The sequence below is a fragment of the Halopseudomonas xinjiangensis genome, assembly GCF_900104945.1.
In the GTDB taxonomy this organism is placed as follows: Bacteria; Pseudomonadota; Gammaproteobacteria; order Pseudomonadales; family Pseudomonadaceae; genus Halopseudomonas; species Halopseudomonas xinjiangensis.
This window is the reverse complement of sequence record NZ_LT629736.1, coordinates 2,426,947-2,447,605: the sequence shown is the minus strand read 5'-3', so window position 1 is coordinate 2,447,605 and position 20,659 is coordinate 2,426,947. Positions and strand designations below refer to the sequence as shown.

The following is a 20,659-nucleotide window of genomic DNA, read 5'->3' as shown; positions in this document are numbered from 1 at the left end:
GTCGCGTCGTGATTCTGCAGAACACGGCGCCGCCCGCTTGAATTCTTCCGCTTTTCTTCTCTCGCGGCTCGTTGCTGCCTCAACGCTTCAGATCGCGCCGGCCTGGCGCAACGCCACAATCTGATCCCGCTCGAACCCCATGCCTTCCAGGACCGAATCGGTATGTTCCCCCAATGCCGGACCGCTCCAATTGGTGGTTCCGGGGGTTTCCGACAGTTTCGGTACGATTCCCGGCATGCTGAGCGGCTTGCCATCGGGTAGCTGTCCCTGAACGAACATTCCCCGCGCCAGAAATTGTGGATCGCGGAACATATCCGCGACGGAGTAGATGCGGCTCGCCGGCACATCGGCCGCTTCCAGCGTCCCGAGCACTTCTTCCAGCGGCAAAGACGCCGCCCAGTTATCGATGACGGCGTACAACTCGTCGCGCCTGGCATCGCGCCCGGCGTTATCGTTCAGGTCGGCATCTTCGGCGAGATCGACACGGTTGATGGCACGCATGAACCGCTTGAAGATGGCATCCCCGTTGGCACCGATCTGTACCGGATTGCCGTCGCTGCAGGTATGAATGGAGGAGGGGGTGATGCCGGGCATGATGTTGCCGCTGCGTTCGCGAACGAACCCGAGCACGTCGAATTCCGGGACCATGCTTTCCATCATGGCGAACACGGCCTCGTAAAGCGCAACATCGACGACCTGACCCCGGCCGCCATTGACCTCCTTGTGACGCAACGCCATCAGCGCGCCGATCACTCCCCATAGCGCGGCGATGGAGTCGCCGATCGATATGCCGGTGCGTACCGGTGGGCGGTCGTCGTAGCCGGTGATGTAGCGTAGCCCGCCCATCGACTCACCGACCGCGCCGAAGCCCGGCTGGTCGCGCTGCGGTCCGGTCTGGCCAAACCCTGACAGGCGCACGATGACCAGGCCGGGATTGATGGCGTCGAGCGTGGCCGCGTCGAGGCCGAGCTTTTCAAGCGTACCCGGGCGGAAGTTCTCGATCAGGATGTCCGCGTCGCCCAACAGGCGCTTGAGTATGGCGATGCCGTCCGGGTGTTTAAGGTTGAGCGTCACCGACCGCTTGTTGCGCGCCTGAACGAACCACCACAGGGAGGTGCCTTCGTACAGCTTGCGCCACTTGCGCAGCGGATCCCCACCGTCGGGCGACTCGATCTTGATGACCTCGGCGCCAAACTCGGCGCAGATCCGGGCGGCGAACGGGCCGGCGATCAGAGTACCAAGCTCGATGACCTTCAGGCCCGACAGCGGTTGGGTTGCAGACATGGCGGCTCCGGAGGATGACAGAAGCCAGAGACGATACCAGCAGCGCGGCCTGCTTGTCGCACGAGGAAGGCGAACTTCGCTGCGGCCCGGCCGTCAGAATTTCATACCCATTTCAGGAGAAGCCCCATGTCAGCCGATTTCGTAGCCGCTTCGCCAGTGCGCAGCGCCATCGAGGTGGAAGTCGTCTCGATGCAGGGCAACGCGTTCAGCGCCAGAGATGACCGGGTGGCGGTGGAGCAGGCGCTGGAGATCCGCGTCGCTGGCGCCGACCCGGTCATCACCATGCGCACGCCGGGCCATGATCGAGAGCTGGCTGCCGGGCTGCTGCTCAGTGAAGGACTGGTGCGGCATGCGGATGACTTCCACACGCTGGCGCAACTGATCGATCAGCCGGACGTGATACAGGTCGTGCTGGCGGGCGAGGGCACCGAGCAGGGGCAGGTGTTGCAGCGCTCATCGCTGTCGACCAGTGCTTGCGGTGTCTGCGGGAAGAGCAAGTTGAATCTGGAGTCGATGCGCGGGCTGCCGCCTTTGCCTGAAGGGCCTCACGTTTCCGCCGAGCTGCTGTCAGCGCTGCCAGCTCGCTTGCGTCAGCGCCAGGCGGTGTTCGATCGCACCGGCGGGCTGCATGCGGCGGCGCTGTTCTCGCTGCAAGGCGAACTCGAGGCCGTGCGTGAGGATGTCGGCCGGCATAACGCGATGGACAAGCTGAACGGCTGGGCGTTGCTCGAACAGCGCCTGCCGCTGAGCGACCGCATCGTGCTGTTGAGCGGCCGCGCCAGCTTCGAGTTGATTCAAAAATGTGTGATGGCCCGCGCGACCATCGTCTGTGCGATCTCCGCGCCCAGCAGCTACGCCGTAGCGCTGGCCGAGGAAGCGGGAATCACGCTGGTGGGCTTCCTGCGCGAAGGGCGCTTCAATATCTACTCCAATCCTGAGCGGATACTGCGCGCCCCTGCGCTGGCTCAGGGAGCCTAGCGCTCGCCGCCAGTGTGACCGGGCAGGTTGCGGGAGGATTTGTCCGACGGCCCCTTGGCCGGGCTGCCAGGTACGCTGGTGGGGCTGTCCGCTGGTCCGGGCTGTGTGCTCCCCGTCGAGCTGCCCGCAGCACTGTTTGGTGGCATCCCACCGCCGGGATTCGGCCCGCTGCTGGCGTGGGTTGTACCGCCAATGTCGCTGCTCGCATAATTGTTCGCAGTGCCGGCCGCTACGTCCTTTTCGGGCGCCGCGCCCGTGGCGGTGGTTGAGGCACCCCGAGATCCGGCTGCGCTCTTGTTCTGCTGCGTGTCGTTGCTCTGGGTCGAGCCTCGCTCGGTGTCTTTCTGGATGTCTTTAGCCATTTTCAGGTGGTGCTCCAGTTTGGGTCGGGTCTTCATTGCAAAGTTGCTGACGTCGAAGTCGTCGAACTCCGCGGCCCGACGAAATAGCGAAAGCGAATGTTCGTGGCTGGCGACCTGGTGTTTCAGATACGCGTCGTCGAATGCCGTCGATTCGCGCAGGTTGAGCAACAGCTCTTCCGTCTTGCTCAGCATGTCCGCCTCGTCGGCCATTTCGTAACCCTTGTTGCGGGCAATCTGGCGTAGGTCACGGTTGATTGCGGTGTGTTCCTCGATCATCTGCTGAGCGAACTGCTTCACTCCTTCCGACTGGCCTTTCTTCAAAGCCAGGCGCGCCGCCTCGATCTCCCCGATACCCTTTGCAGAGGCCGCGTCGATGAAGCGGGCCGGGCCGAAGTACTTGCGCTCGGCCATGGCGCGGTAGGCCGCTGCCGCGGCACCCAGCGTAACCAGGCCCATCGCCAACATACGAACTTTACTCATGAAATCCTCCTCGAGAATGGATGAATCAGGACGCTTTCTTCAATGCATCGACCAGCTCCTGCTTGCGCATGCTGGAGCGTCCGCTGATGTTTCTGGAGCGTGCCTTGCGCATCAGCTCCTCCTTGGTTTCGGACTCCAGCGAGCGATCCGGGCGTGGTTCGCCCCGTTTGGTCTTTACGGCGCGCCGTGCTGACTGGCTGGCATCGCGGTGTTTGGCCGATTCGCTCTTCGTTTGGCCAGAGCCGCCTTTTCGATTGCCACCGCCGGATTGCTTGTTGACCGTCGCCCATGCCCGGGCTTCGGCGTCTTTCTCCGGTACGCCTTTCTCTTCGTAGCTTTCTTCGATGTGTTCGGCCTTGCGCTGCTGTTTTTCGGTGTACTTGTCCTTGCTTCCGCGTGGCATGGCCATTACCTCCGATAGCTGTGCATCTGAGAATAACGACTGGCGATACATCGGCTAGTTCAGCCGCGCAGATGAATGGCGGAGGCAATTGAGGCCCGACAGGAACTCTGCCGCGCGGAGGGAGACATAAAGTCTAGACACGTAAAAAGGGGCTAGAGCATGGAACCGGGTGTATTGATTGCCATTGCTGCATTGCTGATCATCTGTATCGATCTGTGGATGCTGACGAGTATTTCAAAGAGCCGGAAAAGCCAGCAAGCCAAGGTGGGCTGGGCGCTCGTCGTCGTGCTGTTGCCGGTTATCGGCTGGATATTGTGGGGCCGCTTCGGGCCGAGAGGCATGGCCGAGACACCCGAGTCGCCGGATCATAGCAAGGGGTGATCGGTAGTGTTTCGTGGCCGGGCGCCGGATGCGCCCGGGCCGTGTCAGACTTCTTCGCGACGGGCTTCCACTGTCGTCAGGACCGGCCCGCCAAGGGTGGACGTCGCTTCGAGCTCGTCCAACAGACTCAATGCGAGCCGCTGAACCGCTTCGGCATTGTAGAATTCAACGGGCTTGATACCGACCACGGTGAGGGTCTCGTCGCGGCAGCGCAGCTGAACAGTCAGCGTACCGTCCGATTCGACGGTGCATCGGTTACTCGCTACTTCCATGGTCGCATTGAGAATACGTTCGATATCCTCTGCATACAGAGACGACTTTCTCATGGTGTTTCCTGGTGCCATGTGCATTTGAGGTTGGATCGCAACCTGATACGCCGCCAATAGCTGTTTGCTCATTGTGGCAACTAAGCATGACAAACGACCGGAGGTGGTCTCGCTAAGACTGCTCACCCCTCGAATGGCGAACATTGGTTCGATGACGCGCGAAATCGAGTGGTTCGTACTTGATAGCAGTGGGACCGATTGTAAGCAAGCTGATGTGTTTTAAACAGGGGGATATTTGGCGGTTGTCCGACAGATGGCCAATTGCCAAGGACGGGTAGCCTGCTTTGTTGATCATCCATCCCGCTTGACCCCCGCGTCGGGGCTGGGCCCGGGATTCAGCACATGATCAGGCTGCAGGGGCGCCCCGGCGAGGATTGCCCAGGCACCCTCATAGCTCTCAGCAGCGCGCGCGATCGGACGACGGGCCGAAGGTGCGAGCGAAATGACCTGGATGCATCTGGGGCAGGCTGTTCAAGCCTTGCTGCGAGCCGCGTGCCACGATGTGGTCGCTATTCTCCGGCTCGGAACGCTGCTCACAGGTCTCGTCGGCAGGGTAATGGCGGCGGGCGATGCGCAGCATCCCCCAGAGCAGAGCGCTCGCCAGTAGCAGCCAGCAGGAAATCAATAGTAGAACGTAGCTTTCAGGGCTCACGATCGTCTCCTTGTTCCATGTACGACGTAGGTTTCCATTACGTTATGGCCGCAATATGACCTTGCGGCACTCTTCCTCCTTTCGGTCAAAAATCAGATAGCCGGCCGCCGCTTCCTCGAGGGACATGCCATGGCTGATGATCTTTTCCGGCTGCAGCGCGCCCTTTGCGATGTGCTCCTGCAGCTCGCTCAGATAGGGATGGACATGCGCCTGCCCCATGGTCAGCGTTACGCCCCGGTCGAAGGCCTCGGTAAGCGCTACGTTCGACGTAGTGCCCCAGTACGCGCCGGAGATGCTGACGTGGCCGCCACGGCGCACGGCGGCGAGACACTGGCGTAGCGCGATGCTGCTGCCGGGTTCCAGCTTGATCTTGCTGAGCACTGTTTCCAGCGTGCTGCCCTTGGCTTCGAAGCCCACCGCATCGATGACCGTATCGACACCGCGACGGCCCGCCGTACGACTGATGATTTCCTGCTCCGGCGCGTCAACCTCATCGAAATTGATGGTGTGGGCGTCGTAGTGTTTCTCGGCGAAAGCCAGGCGGTAGGGGTGATGGTCGATGACGAATATCTGTTCCGCGCCGAGCATCCGGGCGCAGGCGGCGGCGAGCAGCCCCACCGGCCCCGCACCGAAGATAGCCACGCTGTGCCCCGGGCCGATGCCAGCCTCGACCGCAGCCTGGTAACTGGCCGGTAGGCTGCTGCCGAGAAAAATGGCCTGTTCGTCGGTAAGCGAATCGAGAATGGGCCTGGGTCCGACATTCCCGTGCGGAACGCGGACGTACTCGGCGTGCCCGCCGGGAATCGCCCCATGCGCATGGCCGAAGCCGAACAATGCTGCCCGCGGCGGAATGTGCCGGTCGCTTTGGCCGCCATCTCGTCCGGCGGTGGTTTCACAGGCTGCGTGCTGGCCGCGCTTGCAAAAAAAGCACCTGCCGCAGGCAATCACGGAGGGCACCACAACACGGTCACCCTTGCGTACGCTGGTCACTTCGGGCCCGGTTTCCACCACTTCACCGATGAATTCCTGACCGAGGATGTCGCCGAGTTTCATCGGCGAGTTCTTGCCCCGGTAGAGATGCAAGTCAGCGCCGCAGATACCCGCGGTCGTCACCTTGACGATGATGTCGTCGGGCTGCTGAATGGTCGGGTCGTCAACCGTTTCGATGCGTACGTCGTGATGGCCGTGATAGGTCAGCGCGCGCATTTATGCTCCCTCATGTGTCGCTATAGCCCGTCGTCCTGGCGCGCTGCCGGTGACGCGGCGGTTTGCCGCTCAGAGATCGGAATGCTGCAGATTGTGCCCCGGGTCATTGCTGTGACCCTTGGGCTTCTGGATCTCGGTCACCCGGATATCAGTAATATGCTGGTCGTTCGCGGTCGGGTTTTGCGAGCGGATGTATTCGCGCGCCTGATCGTCGGAAAGGGAGTCCTGATCGAGCTCGAGTTCCATTGAACGCGGGTCGTTATCAAGGATGTATCCCACAAGAAAAAAGTGCTTCTTCGACATGTGCGGTCTCCGATACTGCTGCGTGTGCCTCTGTAGACCCCCTGAACCCGCTGTTTAGTTCCGTTGCATGCGGTGCGAGGCGAAGCGGCCGGCACGGTGCTGGCGCTCATCGCAAAAACTCTTTCAGGCAGCGGAGGTCACAGGGCTGATACCGCGCAGGCAACCGAGCAAGGAGCCAATGATGAGCAACTGGGAAATCATTTTCGCCACCACGATCAACGAATTCTCGGATTTGAGTGATGTGGAAGAGGCGACCAGAGTGACCTTGCGATTGCTCTTCGCTGCCATGCTTGGGGGCGTCCTCGGCTTCGAACGGGAACATCAGGGCAAGGCTGCGGGACTGCGCACCCACATGCTGGTATGTCTGGGTTCCTGTCTGTTCGTCGTGGCGGCAGACATGTCCGGCGCGATGGACGATGCGATGAGCCGGGTGGTGCAGGGCATCATCCAGGGCATCGGCTTTCTTTGCGCCGGTACCATCATCAAGGGCGAGCATCTCAGCAACGTGCGTGGCCTGACCACGGCTGCGGGGATCTGGTTTACCGCAGCCATCGGCGTGGCGGTCGGGCTGGGCAAGGAGGCGACTGCTCTGGTCAGTACCGGTCTCGCACTGATCGTGTTGCACATCCTCCCGCTGCTGTTCCAGCGTACCGACAAGACCGACCATTGAAGCGAGGCGCAGCTGCGGAAACTTTTCCCGCCACGGCCGAGTCATCCGTAGACAGTTCTCAACAGGTGAACGGCTATGCCACGGTCAATCTGGAAGGGCGCGATCAGTTTCGGGCTGGTGCACATACCGGTCGGGCTGGTATCGGCTACGTCCTCGCAGGGCGTGAATTTCGACTGGCTCGACAAGCGCAGCATGGATCCGGTCGGGTACAAGCGGATCAACAAGGCCACCGGTGAGGAAATCGACCGGGAAAACATAGTCAAGGGCGTTGAATACGAGCGCGGCCAGTACGTCGTGCTGAACGATGACGAGATCCGCGCAGCGCACCCCAAGGCGACCCAGACCATCGACATCTTCGCTTTCGTCGAAAGCAGCGAGATCCCTCTGCCGAACATCGAGAAGCCGTATTTTCTCGCGCCGGACAAACGTGGCGAGAAGGTCTACGCGTTGCTCCGTGAAACCCTGGTCAAGACCGGCAAGGTGGCCCTGGCCAACGTGGTGGTGCGTACCCGTCAGCAACTCGCGGCGCTCATGCCCTTAGACGATGCGTTGATGCTGGTCATGCTTCGCTGGCCGTCCGAGGTTCGCGGCCTGGATTACCTGGATCTCACCGATGCGGTGAAGGACGTGAAGCTGTCCAAGGGCGAGCTGGACATGGCCACCCGCCTGGTGGACGACATGACCACTTCCTGGCAACCCGAGGAATATCGCGACAACTTCCAGGATCGCATCATGGAGCTGGTCGAAGAGAAAGCCGAGAACGGCGAGATCGAATCGGTCGACAAGGACGAAACCGGGCCCGAAGAGCGGAGAGCGTCCAACGTCACCGATCTTACCGAACTGCTCAAGCGCAGCCTGGCGGGCAAACCGGCGGCGAAGGGCGGCAAATCAAGTGGCTCGTCCGACGACTCGAAGGGCGGTGGCAAATCAGGGGGCAAGTCTGCTGCCAAGCCAGCGGCGAAAACCTCCAGCACTCGGAAGAAGGCTTCGGGCGGGTGATTCCGGGGTCAAGCAGCGATCCAGGGGTACGTCATGGCCGCTGAAGCGACTCGGTCAGCGAAGCCGCGCAGCCGCGGCGGGCGCAGCGCGGGCAAGCGTTCAACCGGGCGGATCGACGTAGCTGAGGTATCGGTTTCCAGCCCCGAGCGGGTGATCGACTCGCAAAGCGGACTGCACAAGATCGACCTGGCACGGTTCTACTGCCGCGTCGCCGACTGGATCCTCCCGGGACTGGACAATCGCCCCGTCTCGCTGCTGCGGGCCCCGGAAGGCATCGAGGGTGAGCAGTTCTTTCAGAAGCACGCCGGGAGACTGGCCATCCCGGATATCAAGCATCTTGATCAATCACTCGATCCAGCCCATCCGCCGCTAATGGAAATCGACACGCAGAAGGCGCTGGTCGGCGCGGTGCAGATGGGCGCGGTGGAGTTTCACACCTGGGGCGCCACGACTGACCGGATCGAGCGCCCGGATCATCTGGTCTTCGATCTGGATCCTGACCCGGAATTGCCGTGGCAGCGAATGCTCGACGCCACGGCCTTTCTTCTCGACATTCTTGACGAGCTGAGGCTCGACGCGTTCCTCAAGACCAGTGGCGGAAAGGGCATGCACATCGTCGTGCCGCTCGGACGCTTTCATGGCTGGGAGCGCGTCAAGGCCTTTGCCCACGCGGTCTCGGAGTTCGCCTGTCGTCGGCAGCCGGATCGGCTGACCGCCACCATGGGACCGAAGAACCGCGTCGGAAAGATTTTCATCGACTATCTGCGCAACCAGCGCGGCGCCAGCACGGTCGCCGCCTACTCGGCACGCGCGCGGCCCGGTCTGCCGGTGTCGGTTCCCATCCACCGAGACGAGCTCGGTCAGCTCAAAGCGGCATCCCAGTGGACCGTCGGCAATCTCGGTGAACGGCTCGATACGCTGAATTCGGATCCATGGTCCGGGTACGCCAACCGGCAACGCATTACTGCCAGTATGTGGCGCACTATCGGTGCGAAGCCTCCGGAGGAGGACTGATCAGGGCCTGCATGGCCGAACGCAAGCGGTCCGATACGCCGGAACCAATGTTTCGACAGCTCTGTCACACCCAGCACACCCCATTCGTTATTTGGAGGCGAGCATGTCTGAAGAAACGCTACCACCGCAGCATCAGGACCATCGCCCAGGACGGGAATACAAGATGGATCCGGAGCCGATCTATTTCCGCGAGAGCTATCGTCCAGCCGGAAAACTGACCGGCAAGGTAGCGTTGATTACTGGTGCCGACAGCGGCATCGGTCGCTCGGTCGCCATCCACTTCGCCAAGGAAGGAGCCTTGGTGGTCATGGTGTATCTGGAAGAACATGCCGACGCCGAAGAGACCCGTCGTCAGGTCGAGGCCTGCGGTAGCGAGATGCTCTATTTCGCGGGCGACGTGATCGATGACTACCTGTGTCAGCGGGTCGTCGATGAAACCATTCGCAAGTGGGGCAAGATCGACATCCTGGTGAATAACGCGGCGGAGCAGCATCCGCAAAAGCAGTTCGAGGACATTACCGCCGAGCAGTGGGAGCACACCTTCCGCACCAATATTCTCGGCATGTTCCAGCTGACCCAGAAAGTCCTGCCTCATCTCAAGGAAGGCGCCAGCATCATCAATACGACGTCGGTTACCGCCTACAAAGGCAACCCGATGCTGATCGATTACTCGTCCACCAAGGGCGCCATCGTCGGCTTTACCCGTTCGCTGTCGATCAATCTCGCCGCACGCGGAATTCGCGTCAACGGCGTCGCGCCCGGTCCGATCTGGACGCCGCTGATTCCTTCCACCTTCACCGAGGAACAGGTTGCGAGCTTCGGCAGCAATACGCCCATGGGGCGGCCGGGTCAGCCTGCCGAGGTGGCACCAGCCTACGTCTATCTTGCCAGTGAGGATTCCAGCTACATGAGTGGCCAGGTTCTCCACGTCAATGGTGGCAGCGTCATCAACGGGTAAGCATCGCGCCGGCCTCGCGCCGGCCTTCGCTTCAGCAATGCAACGTTTCCGAGGAACTGAAGGCCATGTCCGAGCCAACCCGAGCTGTTTCATTTCATGCCACATCCGAAGGCTTGTCAGTCGAGGAGGCGGTACGCCTGCCGCGTCTGGCTATCGAGTCGGTATCGCCGGTCGTCGAAAACGGCCGCTTCGCTGCGAAAGCGACAGTGGGGCGAGCCGTGAAGGTCGACGCCATTGTGTTTTCCGATGGCCACGACAAGCTCGCCGGTAACCTGCTCTGGCGTTCCGTCGAGGCCGAGGACTGGCAAGCCGAGCCGTTGGAAAGTCTCGGTCACGACCGTTGGCACGCCGAATTCGTCCCCGGCGAAGCCGGACGTCTGGTGTTCGCCATCGAGGCGTGGGTCGATGTGTTTGCTACCTATTGCGACGAACTCGAGAAAAAGTTTGCCGCCGGTGTGCCGGTAGAGCTGGAGATCAAGGAGGGCGAAGCACTGCTGCGTGAGGCGCTGGAAAACGCATCGCCGGACAACCGCGGCAAGATCGAGGATGTTCTGCAGCGAGTGTCCGCGGGTGGCAGCCTGGACGACCGCGTCTATGCACTCCTTGATCTCGAACTGCGCCGGATCGTCCGCGCAGGCGAGGGGCATCCGCATGTGGTGCGCAGCGATCTCTATCCGCTGGATGTCGAGCGAGTGCAGGCTGAATTCGCCAGCTGGTACGAGCTCTTCCCGCGGTCGGTGACCGACGACCCTGAACGACATGGGACCTTTCGCGACGTGATGGACCGGCTACCGGACATCGCTGCCATGGGCTTCGACGTGCTGTATTTCCCGCCGATTCATCCTATCGGTCGCACACACCGCAAGGGGCCGAACAACTCACTGACTGCACACGAAGGCGATCCGGGCAGCCCTTACGCGATCGGCAGCCACGAAGGCGGGCACGAGGCGATTCATCCGCAGCTCGGCAGCTTCGACGACTTCCGCGAGCTGGTGTCGGCCGCGCGCATGCACAAGCTGGAGATCGCGCTGGACTTCGCCGTGCAGTGCTCCCCGGACCATCCCTGGTTGCAGGAGCATCCGGGCTGGTTCAGCTGGCGGCCGGACGGAAGCATCCGTCACGCGGAAAATCCGCCGAAGAAGTACGAGGATATCGTCAACGTCGATTTCTATGCCGACGACGCCGTGCCTGGTCTGTGGATCGCCCTGCGCGATGTGGTGCGTGGCTGGGTCGAGCTGGGCGTGACGCTATTCCGCGTGGACAACCCGCACACCAAGCCGATGCCGTTCTGGGAATGGCTGATAGCCGACATCCGTCAGAAAAATCCAGAGGTGATCTTCCTCTCTGAAGCCTTCACGCGGCCGCCGATGATGGCGCGTCTGGGCAAGATCGGCTTCAGTCAGAGCTATACCTATTTCACCTGGCGTAACACCAAGCACGAGTTGTCGGAGTTCTATACCCAGCTCAACGAAGAGCCCTGGCGCAACTGCTACCGGCCGAACTTCTTCGTCAATACGCCGGACATCAACCCGTACTTCCTGCAGCACTCCGGTCGGGCAGGTTTTCTGATTCGTGCTGCGCTGGCAACGATGGGCGCAGGGTCCTGGGGGATGTACTCGGGGTTCGAAATCTGCGAGGCGGCGCCGGTGCCAGGCAAGGAGGAATACCTGGACTCGGAGAAATACGAGATTCGTCCCCGGGATTATTACGCGCCGGGCAATATCGTCGCCGAGATCACCCAGCTCAATCGCATCCGCCGGCAGAACCCGGCGCTGCAGACGCATCTTGGGTTCAAGGCGTACACAGCCTGGAACGACAACATCTTCTATTTCGGCAAGCGTACCGCGGACCTGAAAAACTTCATCCTGGTGGCTATCAGCATGGACCCGTGGAACGCGCAAGAAGCCCATTTTGACCTGCCGCTGTGGGAGCTCGGTCTGCCCGACGATGCCACCACGCAAGGCGAGGATCTGATGACCGGGCACACCTGGACCTGGCACGGCAAGACTCAATGGATGCGCATCGAACCCTGGAATCTTCCGTTCGGTATCTGGCGCATTCAAACTCAGTAACGCCGCAGCAAGCGGCCGAGGCACCCCAACATGGCGAAGACAAATAAAACCAGGAGCAAGGCGTTCATCGATGACCCTCTTTGGTACAAGGATGCGGTCATTTATCAGGTGCACGTGAAATCGTTCTTTGACTCGAACAATGACGGCATCGGCGACTTTGCCGGCCTCATTCAGAAGCTCGACTACATCGCCGGGCTTGGTGTGAACACCATCTGGTTGCTGCCCTTCTTCCCATCGCCACGTCGCGATGATGGCTACGATATCGCCGATTACCGCAATGTGCATTCGGACTACGGCAAAATGGCCGACGCCAAGCGCTTCATCGCCGAGGCGCACAAGCGCGGGCTGCGGGTGATCTGCGAGCTGGTCATCAACCACACGTCAGACCAGCATCCCTGGTTCCAGCGAGCCCGGCGCGCCAAGCCGGGCTCGGCTGCGCGCAACTATTATGTCTGGTCCGATAGCGACGAGGCGTACAGCGGCACGCGAATCATCTTCCTGGATACCGAGAAATCCAACTGGACCTGGGACCCCGTGGCCGGCCAGTACTACTGGCACCGCTTCTATTCGCACCAGCCGGATCTGAACTTCGATAATCCGCAGGTGATGAAGGAAGTGCTTTCGGTCATGCGCTTCTGGCTGGACCTGGGTATCGACGGCCTGCGCCTGGACGCTATCCCCTATCTGATCGAGCGTGAAGGCACCAACAACGAGAATCTGCCGGAAACCCACGACGTGCTCAAGGCGATCCGCGCCGAACTCGACCGTGTCTACCCGGACCGCATGCTATTGGCCGAAGCCAACCAGTGGCCTGAAGACACCCAGTTGTATTTCGGCGGGGATGAGAACGGGCTGGGTAACGAATGTCACATGGCGTTTCACTTCCCGCTGATGCCGCGCATGTACATGGCTATCGCTCAGGAAGATCGTTTCCCGATTACCGATATCCTGCGCCAGACGCCGGACATTCCGTCGAACTGCCAGTGGGCGATCTTCCTGCGCAACCATGACGAGCTGACGCTGGAGATGGTGACCGACAAGGAGCGGGATTATCTCTGGAATTACTACGCCTCGGACCGCCGCGCGCGGATCAACCTTGGTATCCGTCGTCGCCTGGCGCCGCTGGTCGAGCGCGACCGTCGCCGCATCGAGCTGCTCAACAGCCTGCTGCTGTCGATGCCGGGCACGCCGACGCTGTATTACGGCGACGAGCTGGGCATGGGCGACAACATCTTCCTCGGTGACCGCGATGGCGTGCGCACGCCCATGCAGTGGTCGCAGGATCGTAACGGCGGGTTTTCCCGCGCCGATCCGGCCAGCCTGGTATTGCCGCCAATTCAGGATCCCCTCTACGGTTATCAGACGATCAACGTCGAGGCCGCCGAGAAGGATCCGCATTCGCTGCTCAACTGGACCCGTCGGATGCTGACCGTGCGCAAGCAGTTCAAGGCGTTCGGTCGCGGTACCTTGAAGATGCTGGCCCCGGCCAACCGCCGAATCCTTGCGTATGTTCGCGAGTTCACCGACGAAGAAGGTCGTACCGACAGCATCCTCTGCGTCGCCAACGTCTCGCGCGCCGCGCAGGCGGTGGAGCTCGACATGTCCAACTATGTCGGCAAGGTGCCGGTAGAGATGGTCGGCGGTAGCGCCTTCCCGCCTATCGGTTCCTTGAGCTACCTGCTGACGCTGCCTCCCTACGGCTTCTACTGGTTCTATCTGGCCGAAGAAGAGCGCATGCCCAGCTGGCACCTCGAGCCGCCCCAGCGGATGCCCGAGATGGCCACGCTGGTCATCAAGCGGCGTCTCAACGAGGTTCTCGAGGGCGAATGCAGCAAGGTGCTCGAGCGCGAGACGCTGGCGACCTGGCTACCCAAGCGCCGCTGGTTCGGTGGGCACGAGCAGGCGAAGGCGCGCGTGGTGTACGGGGTTCCGTTCGATGACAAGACGCATCAATGCCTGTTGTCAGAAATCGAAGTCGAGACCGCTTCCGGAAAAGCCCTCTATCAGTTGCCCTTCGGCCTGGTAGAGGAGGACAACGCCAGCGTGCTGTCCGAGCAACTGGCCATGGCCCGCATTCGCCGCGGCCCGCGTGTAGGCTTCCTCACCGACGCGTTTGCGGTAGAGAGCTTCGTGCGCAATGTGGTGACCCACATGCAGGGCGGCAAGGATCTGGCGGGCCCGGCGGGCACGCTGCAGTTCCGGTCGTTCCCGGGTCTGAAAGAGATCGAGCTGGGCGATGAGCCGGAGATCACCTATCTGTCGGCCGAGCAGTCGAACAGCTCGGTGGTCGTCGGCGGCAGTACGGTGCTCAAGCTGATCCGCCATGTTCGCCCGGGGGTTCATCCGGAGCTGGAGATGAGCAGCTTCCTCACCGAGCATGGTTTCGCCTATTGTGCACAAATGCTGGGCCAGATGACCCGGGTGGACGACAGCGGCGAGCCGCACGCTCTCATGGTGTTGCAGCGCTTCGTCAACAACCAGGGCGATGCCTGGCAATGGACCCAGTCGACGCTCGAGCGCGCCATCCGCGACCAGTTGGCGGGCGGCATGTCGCAGCTGGAGAACCAGTTCACCGCCTTGTCCGAACTTGAGGACTTCTCGACGCAGCTCGGGATGCGGCTCGGTGAAATGCACGCGGTGCTCGCCAGCGATTCGGATAATCCGGACTTCGCTCCGCAGGTTACCGACGCTGCTCAAGCGACAGCCTGGAGTGAAAGCATTCGCGGTCAGGTGGAGCAGGCACTCGATGCGCTGGAGCAGCCGACCAAGGCCTTCGACGAAGAAACGGCCGAGCTGGCCAAGGTTCTGCTCAAGCGTCGCAAGCCGCTGCTCAAGGCGCTCGATGGCCTCGCCCAGCGGGTAGTCGGCGGGTTGCGCATCCGTGTCCATGGCGACCTGCACCTGGGTCAGGTACTGGTCGTACAGGGCGATGCGTATCTCATCGACTTCGAAGGCGAGCCGTCTCGGCCGCTGGATGAGCGCAGGGCGCTGCACAGCCCGTACAAGGATGTCACCGGGGTGCTGCGCTCTTTCGACTACGCTGTCGCCATGGGCCTGCGCGATGCGCAAAGCACGGACACCACACCCGAGGCCGACACTATTCGTATGCAGACCGTGAGTGCCTACCGTGAAGGCGCAACGCGCGCATTCCTGGATGCTTACGCGAAGGCCGCGGCGGATGTGCCACACCAGTGGCAGTCCGAAGAGGGCGAGCAGGCAGCCTTGTTGCTGTTCAGCCTGGAAAAAGCGGCTTACGAGATACTCTACGAAGCCGAGCATCGCCCGACCTGGCTCAGCGTTCCGCTGCGCGGGTTGGCCGAGCTTGCCGAGCAACTGCTTGAGGGGACGTTACAATGACAGCTGGCCAGACTATCGAACACAACGGACTGCAGATTGCTGCAGTGGATGCTCAAGCTCTGGTTCGGGCCGAGCATACCAATCCGTTTTCCATTCTCGGGCCGCACGAAGATGGTGAAGGGCTGATCATTCGCACCTATCAGCCGAACGCAATACGGGTTGAACTGCTGAGCGCGGAGACCGGCGAAAGCCTGGGCGAAATGGACCAGCCGCAGGTGCCCGGCCTGTTCGTGGCGAGACTGCCGGTAAAGCAGAAGTATCGCTTTCGCATTCGCTGGGCCGGCGGTATCCAGGAAACCGAGGACCCCTACAGCTTCGGTATGCTGCTGGGCGAAATGGATTTGTATCTGTTCGCCGAAGGCAATCATCGGGAGCTCGGTCAATGCCTCGGCGCGCAGCTGATGACCATCGATGGCGTCCCCGGGGTCCGTTTTGCCGTCTGGGCGCCCAATGCCCGGCGCGTTTCGGTAGTCGGCAACTTCAACAGCTGGGACGGGCGTCGCCATCCCATGCGGTTGCGGCATCCGACAGGCGTCTGGGAGCTGTTCATCCCCAGGCTTCAGCCCGGCGAGATCTACAAATACGAGATTCTCGGCCAGCATGGCATATTGCCGCTGAAAGCCGACCCGTTCGCGCTGCGTACCCAGGCTCCGCCAGACACCAGCTCGGTCGTTGCGGATCCGCTGAACTACAGCTGGTCCGATCACGAGTGGATGGAACAGCGGCAACAGCGCCATGCGCATACGGCGCCGATGTCGATCTACGAACTGCATGTCGGCTCGTGGCAGAAGGAGGGCGGCGCTGATGGCCGAACCCTGAGCTGGCACGAGCTGGGCGAGCGCCTGATCCCGTACATCAAGGATCTGGGTTTTACCCACATCGAGCTGATGCCGATCATGGAGCACCCGTTCGGCGGCTCTTGGGGTTATCAGTTGCTGTCGCAGTTCGCGCCCAGCGCACGCTACGGAAGCCCGCACGATTTTGCCGCCTTCATCGACGCCTGTCACCGCGCCGAGATCGGCGTGATCCTCGATTGGGTTCCTGCACACTTCCCGACGGACGAGCACGGCCTGGCACGCTTTGATGGCACGGCCTTGTTCGAGTACGAGCACCCGTTCGAAGGCTTCCACCAGGACTGGGATACCTACATCTACAATCTGGGGCGGACCGAAGTACACGGCTACATGCTCGCGTCGGGCCTGCATTGGTTGCGGCATTTCCACGTCGATGGTCTGCGGGTGGATGCGGTGGCCTCGATGCTCTACCGGGATTATTCACGCAAGCATGACGAGTGGATCCCCAACCGCTACGGCGGACGCGAGAACCTCGAAGCGATCGACTTCCTGCGCCACCTGAACGACGTGGTGGCAACCGAGGCGCCTGGCGCTCTGGTGATTGCTGAAGAATCGACTGCCTGGCCGGGCGTAAGCCAGCCAACCCGTGAAGGTGGCCTGGGCTTCGCTTACAAGTGGAACATGGGCTGGATGCACGACAGCCTCAAATACATCAGCGAAGATTCGATCAATCGACGCTACCACCACAATCTGGTCACCTTCGGCCTGGATTACGCTTTCTCCGAGCAGTTCGTGCTGCCCATCTCGCATGACGAGGTGGTGCATGGCAAGCGGTCGCTGCTGGACAAGATGCCTGGGGACCGCTGGCAGAAGTTTGCCAACCTGCGCGCTTACCTGAGCTTCATGTGGACCCATCCAGGCAAGAAGCTGCTGTTCATGGGCTGTGAGATCGGGGCGTGGCGCGAGTGGAACCACGATGCGGAACTGGACTGGTATCTGCTGCGTTACAGCGAGCATCAAGGCGTGCAGACGCTGGTCAAGGACCTGAATAACCTCTATCGCAACGAGCCTGCATTGCACGAGTGGGACGGGCGCCCCGAGGGCTTTCAGTGGCTGATCGGTGACGACGCAGCGAACAGTGTCTTCGCCTGGCTGCGTTCAGGGGAACATGGCGTGCCGGTGCTGGTGATACACAACTTCACCCCGATGCCGCGTAACGGTTATCGCGTGGGCGTACCCATGGGTGGGGTCTGGTCGCTGTTGCTCAACAGCGATGCGGAACACTATGCCGGTTCGAATGCGGGCACGCAGTCCGAGGTGCGCACCGAAGAAATCGTCAGCCACGGCGAGGCCCAGTCGCTGTCGCTGGACCTGCCGCCGCTGGGGACTCTCATCCTACGGCCCGAATCAGGCGGTTTCTGACCGCCTGGCCTGTTCATCCGGCGTGACATCGTCATGCTGGTTGCGGGCCACTCTTTCCATCACGAAATACGCGATCGTGGCGATCGATAGCGGTAGCAGGAAATAGATCGCCCGATAGCCTATCAGAGCAGCCAGCAATGCCCCAGTGGGGATCTTGTGCTGCAGCATGGACACGAACACCGCTTCCAGAACACCCAGCCCGCCGGGAATATGGGTGATGACGCCCGCGATGCTGCTCACCAGCAGAATCGCCAGAACCGAGGGATAGAAGGCTTCCTCGGGCAGCAGCAGATAGATCAGGGCGGCCATCAGGGACCAGTTCACCGCGCCGTTGACCACCTGTATGAAGGCAAAGCGTAGCGAAGGCAGCACGATCTCATTCCCGCGCACCGTCCAGCTTCTTTTCTTTGAAAACTTGCACGCTGCCAGGTAGCCCATGCTGACGGCGATCAGCGCAAAGCCGATCAGCTGCAACGCGGTCGCGCCAATGGCCCAGTTCTCGGGAAGATCGACCAGGCGTAGCGAAAACACCATGCCCGCCAGGAACATATAGCCGACCCAGTTTGCGAGCAAAGCGATGGAAAAGATGCGTGTAACGGTCATGGTATCCAGTCCCATGCGCGTATACAGGCGATAACGCAGTGCCATGCCGCCGACCCAGGCGCCCAGGTTCAGGTTGAAGGCGTAGCAGACGAAGGCCACGCCGAGCGTTTTCGGCACGCTCAGTTTATGACCGGTGTAATAACGTCCTAGCAGATCGTAGCAGGCGAACATGGTGTAGCTGACCGCTGCGATGCCTACTCCGGCAGCGAGAATCCATGGATCGTAACTGCGCAGTGACTGCCATACCTCCTGCCAGTCCACATCGCGAAGCATGTATACCAGCAGGGCGGGAACGCCAACGAAGAACAGGATTGATATGACCGGCTTGAGCCGACGGATCCAGCGTTTGCGCGTATCGGCGCCCGGTTTTTTCATCAGGTTTTCTCATCACTACAGGGAATCTCGCCCGTCTGCCGCAGTTCCTCCAGAACCTCTTCGGTGGTCAGTGGCTGCAGCTTGGGAGTGTGGGCCGGCAGCATACCGGCCATAGCCGGGAAGCGGCGGATGAAATGGAAGCTCAGGGATATCAGCGGAGCCCGCCACCAGAACCCTCGGAGCGCAATTTTCTGAGTGATGGCTTCACACTGGGCTTCGGAAAGCTCCATCAGATGGTCATAGAGCTGCTGGTTCAGATCCGGGTCGCGAATGAACAGGTTGGCCTCAAGGTTCAACGACAGGCTCAGCGGATCGAGATTGCTCGAACCCACCGTGCACCATTCGCGGTCGACCAGGGCTACCTTGCCGTGTAGTGGACGTTCGCAGTATTCACGAATGGTCACCCCGTCACGCAACAGATAGTTGTAAAGCAGATGCGAGAATGCACTGACCCATGCCTTGTCCGGCTGACCCTGCAGGATCAGCGTTACCTTGACTCCCCGTCGCGCGGCGTTGCGTAGCTCGCGCAGCACTCGATACCCGGGGAAAAAGTAGGCATTCGCCACCACCAGCCGATAGTTGGCCGAGCGGAATGCCTGAAGGTAGTGCTCCTCAATGTCGGTCGGATGCGCCTCGTTGTCGCGTATGGCCAGCATCATGCGTACCGAGCCGACATGCCGGGTAACCGGTTTGACCGCAGGCAGCTCGTTGCCGACCGCCGGGCTGCGGCTGACCAGAGCCAGCGCCGCGCGATGCAGATCGGCGACGATCGGACCGCGTACTTTCACCGCATAGTCCTGCTTGGCCATCGGGCCATAGTCGGTCATGTGATCGGCGCCGAAGTTGATCCCGCCAATGAAGCCAATCTCCCCGTCGATGACCACGATCTTGCGATGCAGCCGCCTGAACAGGTTGGTACGCATGCCCAACACCCGAGGCGCGGGATCGAACATGTGCATGCGAATGCCGGCCTGGGCCATTTCGGTGATGAACTCGCTGCTGAGGTCTGCCGTGCCGTAGCCGTCGACGGTGAGGTCGATCTGTACACCGCGCGCGGCGGCTTCGAGCAACGCTGCTTTCAGTGCTCGACCGACCCGGTCGTCGAAAATGATGAAAGTCTCGAGCAGGATTTCCTTCTCGGCAGCACGAATGCTTTCGAACACACTGGGGAAGAATCCTTCGCCGTTGATGAGCAATTCGACTTCATTGCCTTCCCGCCAATGGAAGTTCATAGGCACACCTCGACTACTAGTGGCGCATGGTCCGAAAGGTGGGACCAGGGTCTGCGCGAAAGCACCTGTGCCCCGCGCGTCGTCGCATTACGAACGTAGATTCGGTCGAGGCAGAGCAGGGGCCATCGCGCTGGGAAACTCTTCGCCGGGGCGCCATGCGCGGACACGAACGCCTCGCGCAGACCGCAGCCGTTGAGAATCACATCGGCACGCTTGCGCCAGTCGTTGAAATCGCCCGCAACGATGACCGGCGCGTCCGGTGGTAATGAGTCCACCAGTTTGCATAAAAGTTCCAGCTGCTCGCGGCGGTGCGATTCCTGTAAACCGAGGTGCACACAGATGGCGTGGACCTCCTTGTGTCCCGGTACGTCGAGCACCGAATGCAGCAGCCCTCGCTCCTCGGTGCCGAGCACCGATATGTCACGATTTTCGTAGCGCAGGATGGGGAATTTGGACAATAGCGCGTTGCCGTGGTCGCCATGCGGGTACACCGCGTTGCGCCCGTAGGCGAAGTCCGGCCACATGGTATCGGCCAGGTATTCGTATTGCGGCGTGGTCGGCCAGTTGCCATAGCGTAGCGCATGATGATGATGCTCGCCGTGTACTTCCTGAAGGAAGACCATATCCGCGCCGTGCGTACTGACGGCCTCGCGCAGCTCGGGAAGAATGAACTTGCGGTTGAAGAAGGTGAAACCCTTGTGCACGTTGACCGTCATGATGCGCAGCGACGTGACCGGCGGGGCGAGACGTGGGTCGTTCTGATCGAGTTGGCTCATCCGGTTCACTGC

18 protein-coding genes and 1 pseudogene are annotated in these 20,659 nt (G+C 61.3%); 9 read left to right on the top strand and 10 right to left on the bottom strand.

Annotated features, from left to right (window positions below):
- Window positions 1–87: 87 nt before the first annotated feature.
- The gene (locus tag BLT85_RS11265) at window positions 88–1,284 is read right to left on the bottom strand and encodes a CaiB/BaiF CoA transferase family protein (RefSeq protein WP_093394697.1); all 1,197 of its coding nucleotides are present in this window, start codon (window positions 1,282–1,284) and stop codon (window positions 88–90) included.
- Between the two features lie 126 nt (window positions 1,285–1,410).
- On the opposite strand from BLT85_RS11265, the gene fdhD reads away from it, so the two are divergent.
- A complete protein-coding gene (gene fdhD, locus BLT85_RS11260) occupies window positions 1,411–2,262 on the top strand; it encodes a formate dehydrogenase accessory sulfurtransferase FdhD (protein WP_197673845.1) in 852 nt (283 codons plus the stop codon).
- Here the strand turns inward: fdhD and BLT85_RS11255 are convergent.
- Together BLT85_RS11255 and BLT85_RS11250 are read right to left on the bottom strand one after the other, a co-directional pair.
- The gene (locus tag BLT85_RS11255; RefSeq protein WP_093394694.1) at window positions 2,259–3,104 is read right to left on the bottom strand and encodes a DUF4142 domain-containing protein; all 846 of its coding nucleotides are present in this window, start codon (window positions 3,102–3,104) and stop codon (window positions 2,259–2,261) included. The genes fdhD and BLT85_RS11255 overlap by 4 nt on opposite strands.
- Before the next feature lie 25 nt (window positions 3,105–3,129).
- Window positions 3,130–3,507, bottom strand: a complete 378-nt coding sequence (locus BLT85_RS11250; protein ID WP_093397671.1) for a Rho termination factor N-terminal domain-containing protein — start codon at window positions 3,505–3,507, stop codon at window positions 3,130–3,132.
- Window positions 3,508–3,666: 159 nt separating this feature from the next.
- On the opposite strand from BLT85_RS11250, the gene BLT85_RS11245 reads away from it, so the two are divergent.
- Complete coding sequence (locus tag BLT85_RS11245; protein ID WP_093394691.1) at window positions 3,667–3,888, top strand: PLD nuclease N-terminal domain-containing protein; 222 nt, start codon at window positions 3,667–3,669, stop codon at window positions 3,886–3,888.
- A 44-nt stretch (window positions 3,889–3,932) separates the two neighbouring features.
- On the opposite strand, the gene BLT85_RS11240 is transcribed toward BLT85_RS11245, so the two are convergent.
- The 4 genes from BLT85_RS11240 to BLT85_RS11225 form a co-directional block, all read right to left on the bottom strand.
- Window positions 3,933–4,214 (bottom strand): hypothetical protein, encoded by a 282-nt coding sequence (locus BLT85_RS11240; protein ID WP_093394688.1) that lies wholly within the window; start codon window positions 4,212–4,214, stop codon window positions 3,933–3,935.
- Between the two features lie 397 nt (window positions 4,215–4,611).
- The gene (locus BLT85_RS11235) at window positions 4,612–4,866 is read right to left on the bottom strand and encodes a hypothetical protein (RefSeq protein WP_093394685.1); all 255 of its coding nucleotides are present in this window, start codon (window positions 4,864–4,866) and stop codon (window positions 4,612–4,614) included.
- 42 nt (window positions 4,867–4,908) lie between these two features.
- Window positions 4,909–6,072, bottom strand: coding sequence for a zinc-dependent alcohol dehydrogenase (locus BLT85_RS11230; protein ID WP_093394682.1), 1,164 nt, complete (start codon window positions 6,070–6,072; stop codon window positions 4,909–4,911).
- A gap of 69 nt (window positions 6,073–6,141) precedes the next feature.
- The gene (locus tag BLT85_RS11225; protein WP_093394679.1) at window positions 6,142–6,375 is read right to left on the bottom strand and encodes a hypothetical protein; all 234 of its coding nucleotides are present in this window, start codon (window positions 6,373–6,375) and stop codon (window positions 6,142–6,144) included.
- Window positions 6,376–6,556: 181 nt separating this feature from the next.
- Between BLT85_RS11225 and BLT85_RS11220 the strand changes: the two genes are divergently transcribed.
- The 7 genes and pseudogenes from BLT85_RS11220 to glgB all read left to right on the top strand — a co-directional run bounded on the left by BLT85_RS11220 (window position 6,557) and on the right by glgB (window position 17,661).
- Entirely contained in the window at window positions 6,557–7,045 is a 489-nt protein-coding gene (locus BLT85_RS11220) for an MgtC/SapB family protein (RefSeq protein ID WP_093394676.1), read from the top strand.
- Between the two features lie 75 nt (window positions 7,046–7,120).
- Entirely contained in the window at window positions 7,121–8,044 is a 924-nt protein-coding gene (ku, locus tag BLT85_RS11215; protein WP_093394673.1) for a non-homologous end joining protein Ku, read from the top strand.
- A gap of 39 nt (window positions 8,045–8,083) precedes the next feature.
- Window positions 8,084–9,058, top strand: a pseudogene (ligD, locus tag BLT85_RS11210) (non-homologous end-joining DNA ligase); the annotation flags it as partial.
- Window positions 9,059–9,161: 103 nt separating this feature from the next.
- The gene (locus BLT85_RS11205; protein ID WP_093394667.1) at window positions 9,162–10,016 is read left to right on the top strand and encodes an SDR family oxidoreductase; all 855 of its coding nucleotides are present in this window, start codon (window positions 9,162–9,164) and stop codon (window positions 10,014–10,016) included.
- Window positions 10,017–10,081: 65 nt separating this feature from the next.
- Window positions 10,082–12,088 (top strand): alpha-1,4-glucan--maltose-1-phosphate maltosyltransferase, encoded by a 2,007-nt coding sequence (locus BLT85_RS11200; protein ID WP_093394663.1) that lies wholly within the window; start codon window positions 10,082–10,084, stop codon window positions 12,086–12,088.
- Window positions 12,089–12,118: 30 nt separating this feature from the next.
- Window positions 12,119–15,445 (top strand): maltose alpha-D-glucosyltransferase, encoded by a 3,327-nt coding sequence (gene treS / locus BLT85_RS11195; protein ID WP_093394660.1) that lies wholly within the window; start codon window positions 12,119–12,121, stop codon window positions 15,443–15,445.
- Window positions 15,442–17,661, top strand: coding sequence for a 1,4-alpha-glucan branching protein GlgB (gene glgB, locus BLT85_RS11190; protein WP_093394657.1), 2,220 nt, complete (start codon window positions 15,442–15,444; stop codon window positions 17,659–17,661). Before treS ends, glgB begins: the two co-directional genes overlap by 4 nt.
- Here glgB and BLT85_RS11185 read toward each other — a convergent pair.
- The 3 genes from BLT85_RS11185 to BLT85_RS11175 are packed head-to-tail and all read right to left on the bottom strand — an operon-like array spanning window position 17,647 to window position 20,647.
- The gene (locus tag BLT85_RS11185) at window positions 17,647–18,639 is read right to left on the bottom strand and encodes a lysylphosphatidylglycerol synthase domain-containing protein (RefSeq protein ID WP_093394654.1); all 993 of its coding nucleotides are present in this window, start codon (window positions 18,637–18,639) and stop codon (window positions 17,647–17,649) included. The genes glgB and BLT85_RS11185 overlap by 15 nt on opposite strands.
- Window positions 18,639–19,871 (bottom strand): cardiolipin synthase ClsB, encoded by a 1,233-nt coding sequence (gene clsB / locus BLT85_RS11180; protein WP_093394651.1) that lies wholly within the window; start codon window positions 19,869–19,871, stop codon window positions 18,639–18,641. Before clsB ends, BLT85_RS11185 begins: the two co-directional genes overlap by 1 nt.
- Complete coding sequence (locus BLT85_RS11175; RefSeq protein ID WP_093394648.1) at window positions 19,868–20,647, bottom strand: endonuclease/exonuclease/phosphatase family protein; 780 nt, start codon at window positions 20,645–20,647, stop codon at window positions 19,868–19,870. The genes clsB and BLT85_RS11175 overlap by 4 nt, the downstream gene beginning before the upstream one ends.
- Window positions 20,648–20,659: the final 12 nt, after the last annotated feature.

What these genes read in the sequence shown, in the direction of transcription:
- BLT85_RS11265 (WP_093394697.1), bottom strand. Translation starts at nt 1,284, where the DNA reads ATGTCTGCAACCCAACCGCTGTCGGGCCTGAAGGTCATCGAGCTTGGT.
- fdhD (WP_197673845.1), top strand. Translation starts at nt 1,411, where the DNA reads ATGTCAGCCGATTTCGTAGCCGCTTCGCCAGTGCGCAGCGCCATCGAG.
- BLT85_RS11255 (WP_093394694.1), bottom strand. Translation starts at nt 3,104, where the DNA reads ATGAGTAAAGTTCGTATGTTGGCGATGGGCCTGGTTACGCTGGGTGCC.
- BLT85_RS11250 (WP_093397671.1), bottom strand. Translation starts at nt 3,507, where the DNA reads ATGCCACGCGGAAGCAAGGACAAGTACACCGAAAAACAGCAGCGCAAG.
- BLT85_RS11245 (WP_093394691.1), top strand. Translation starts at nt 3,667, where the DNA reads ATGGAACCGGGTGTATTGATTGCCATTGCTGCATTGCTGATCATCTGT.
- BLT85_RS11240 (WP_093394688.1), bottom strand. Translation starts at nt 4,214, where the DNA reads ATGAGAAAGTCGTCTCTGTATGCAGAGGATATCGAACGTATTCTCAAT.
- BLT85_RS11230 (WP_093394682.1), bottom strand. Translation starts at nt 6,072, where the DNA reads ATGCGCGCGCTGACCTATCACGGCCATCACGACGTACGCATCGAAACG.
- BLT85_RS11225 (WP_093394679.1), bottom strand. Translation starts at nt 6,375, where the DNA reads ATGTCGAAGAAGCACTTTTTTCTTGTGGGATACATCCTTGATAACGAC.
- BLT85_RS11220 (WP_093394676.1), top strand. Translation starts at nt 6,557, where the DNA reads ATGAGCAACTGGGAAATCATTTTCGCCACCACGATCAACGAATTCTCG.
- ku (WP_093394673.1), top strand. Translation starts at nt 7,121, where the DNA reads ATGCCACGGTCAATCTGGAAGGGCGCGATCAGTTTCGGGCTGGTGCAC.
- BLT85_RS11205 (WP_093394667.1), top strand. Translation starts at nt 9,162, where the DNA reads ATGTCTGAAGAAACGCTACCACCGCAGCATCAGGACCATCGCCCAGGA.
- BLT85_RS11200 (WP_093394663.1), top strand. Translation starts at nt 10,082, where the DNA reads ATGTCCGAGCCAACCCGAGCTGTTTCATTTCATGCCACATCCGAAGGC.
- treS (WP_093394660.1), top strand. Translation starts at nt 12,119, where the DNA reads ATGGCGAAGACAAATAAAACCAGGAGCAAGGCGTTCATCGATGACCCT.
- glgB (WP_093394657.1), top strand. Translation starts at nt 15,442, where the DNA reads ATGACAGCTGGCCAGACTATCGAACACAACGGACTGCAGATTGCTGCA.
- BLT85_RS11185 (WP_093394654.1), bottom strand. Translation starts at nt 18,639, where the DNA reads ATGAAAAAACCGGGCGCCGATACGCGCAAACGCTGGATCCGTCGGCTC.
- clsB (WP_093394651.1), bottom strand. Translation starts at nt 19,871, where the DNA reads ATGAACTTCCATTGGCGGGAAGGCAATGAAGTCGAATTGCTCATCAAC.
- BLT85_RS11175 (WP_093394648.1), bottom strand. Translation starts at nt 20,647, where the DNA reads ATGAGCCAACTCGATCAGAACGACCCACGTCTCGCCCCGCCGGTCACG.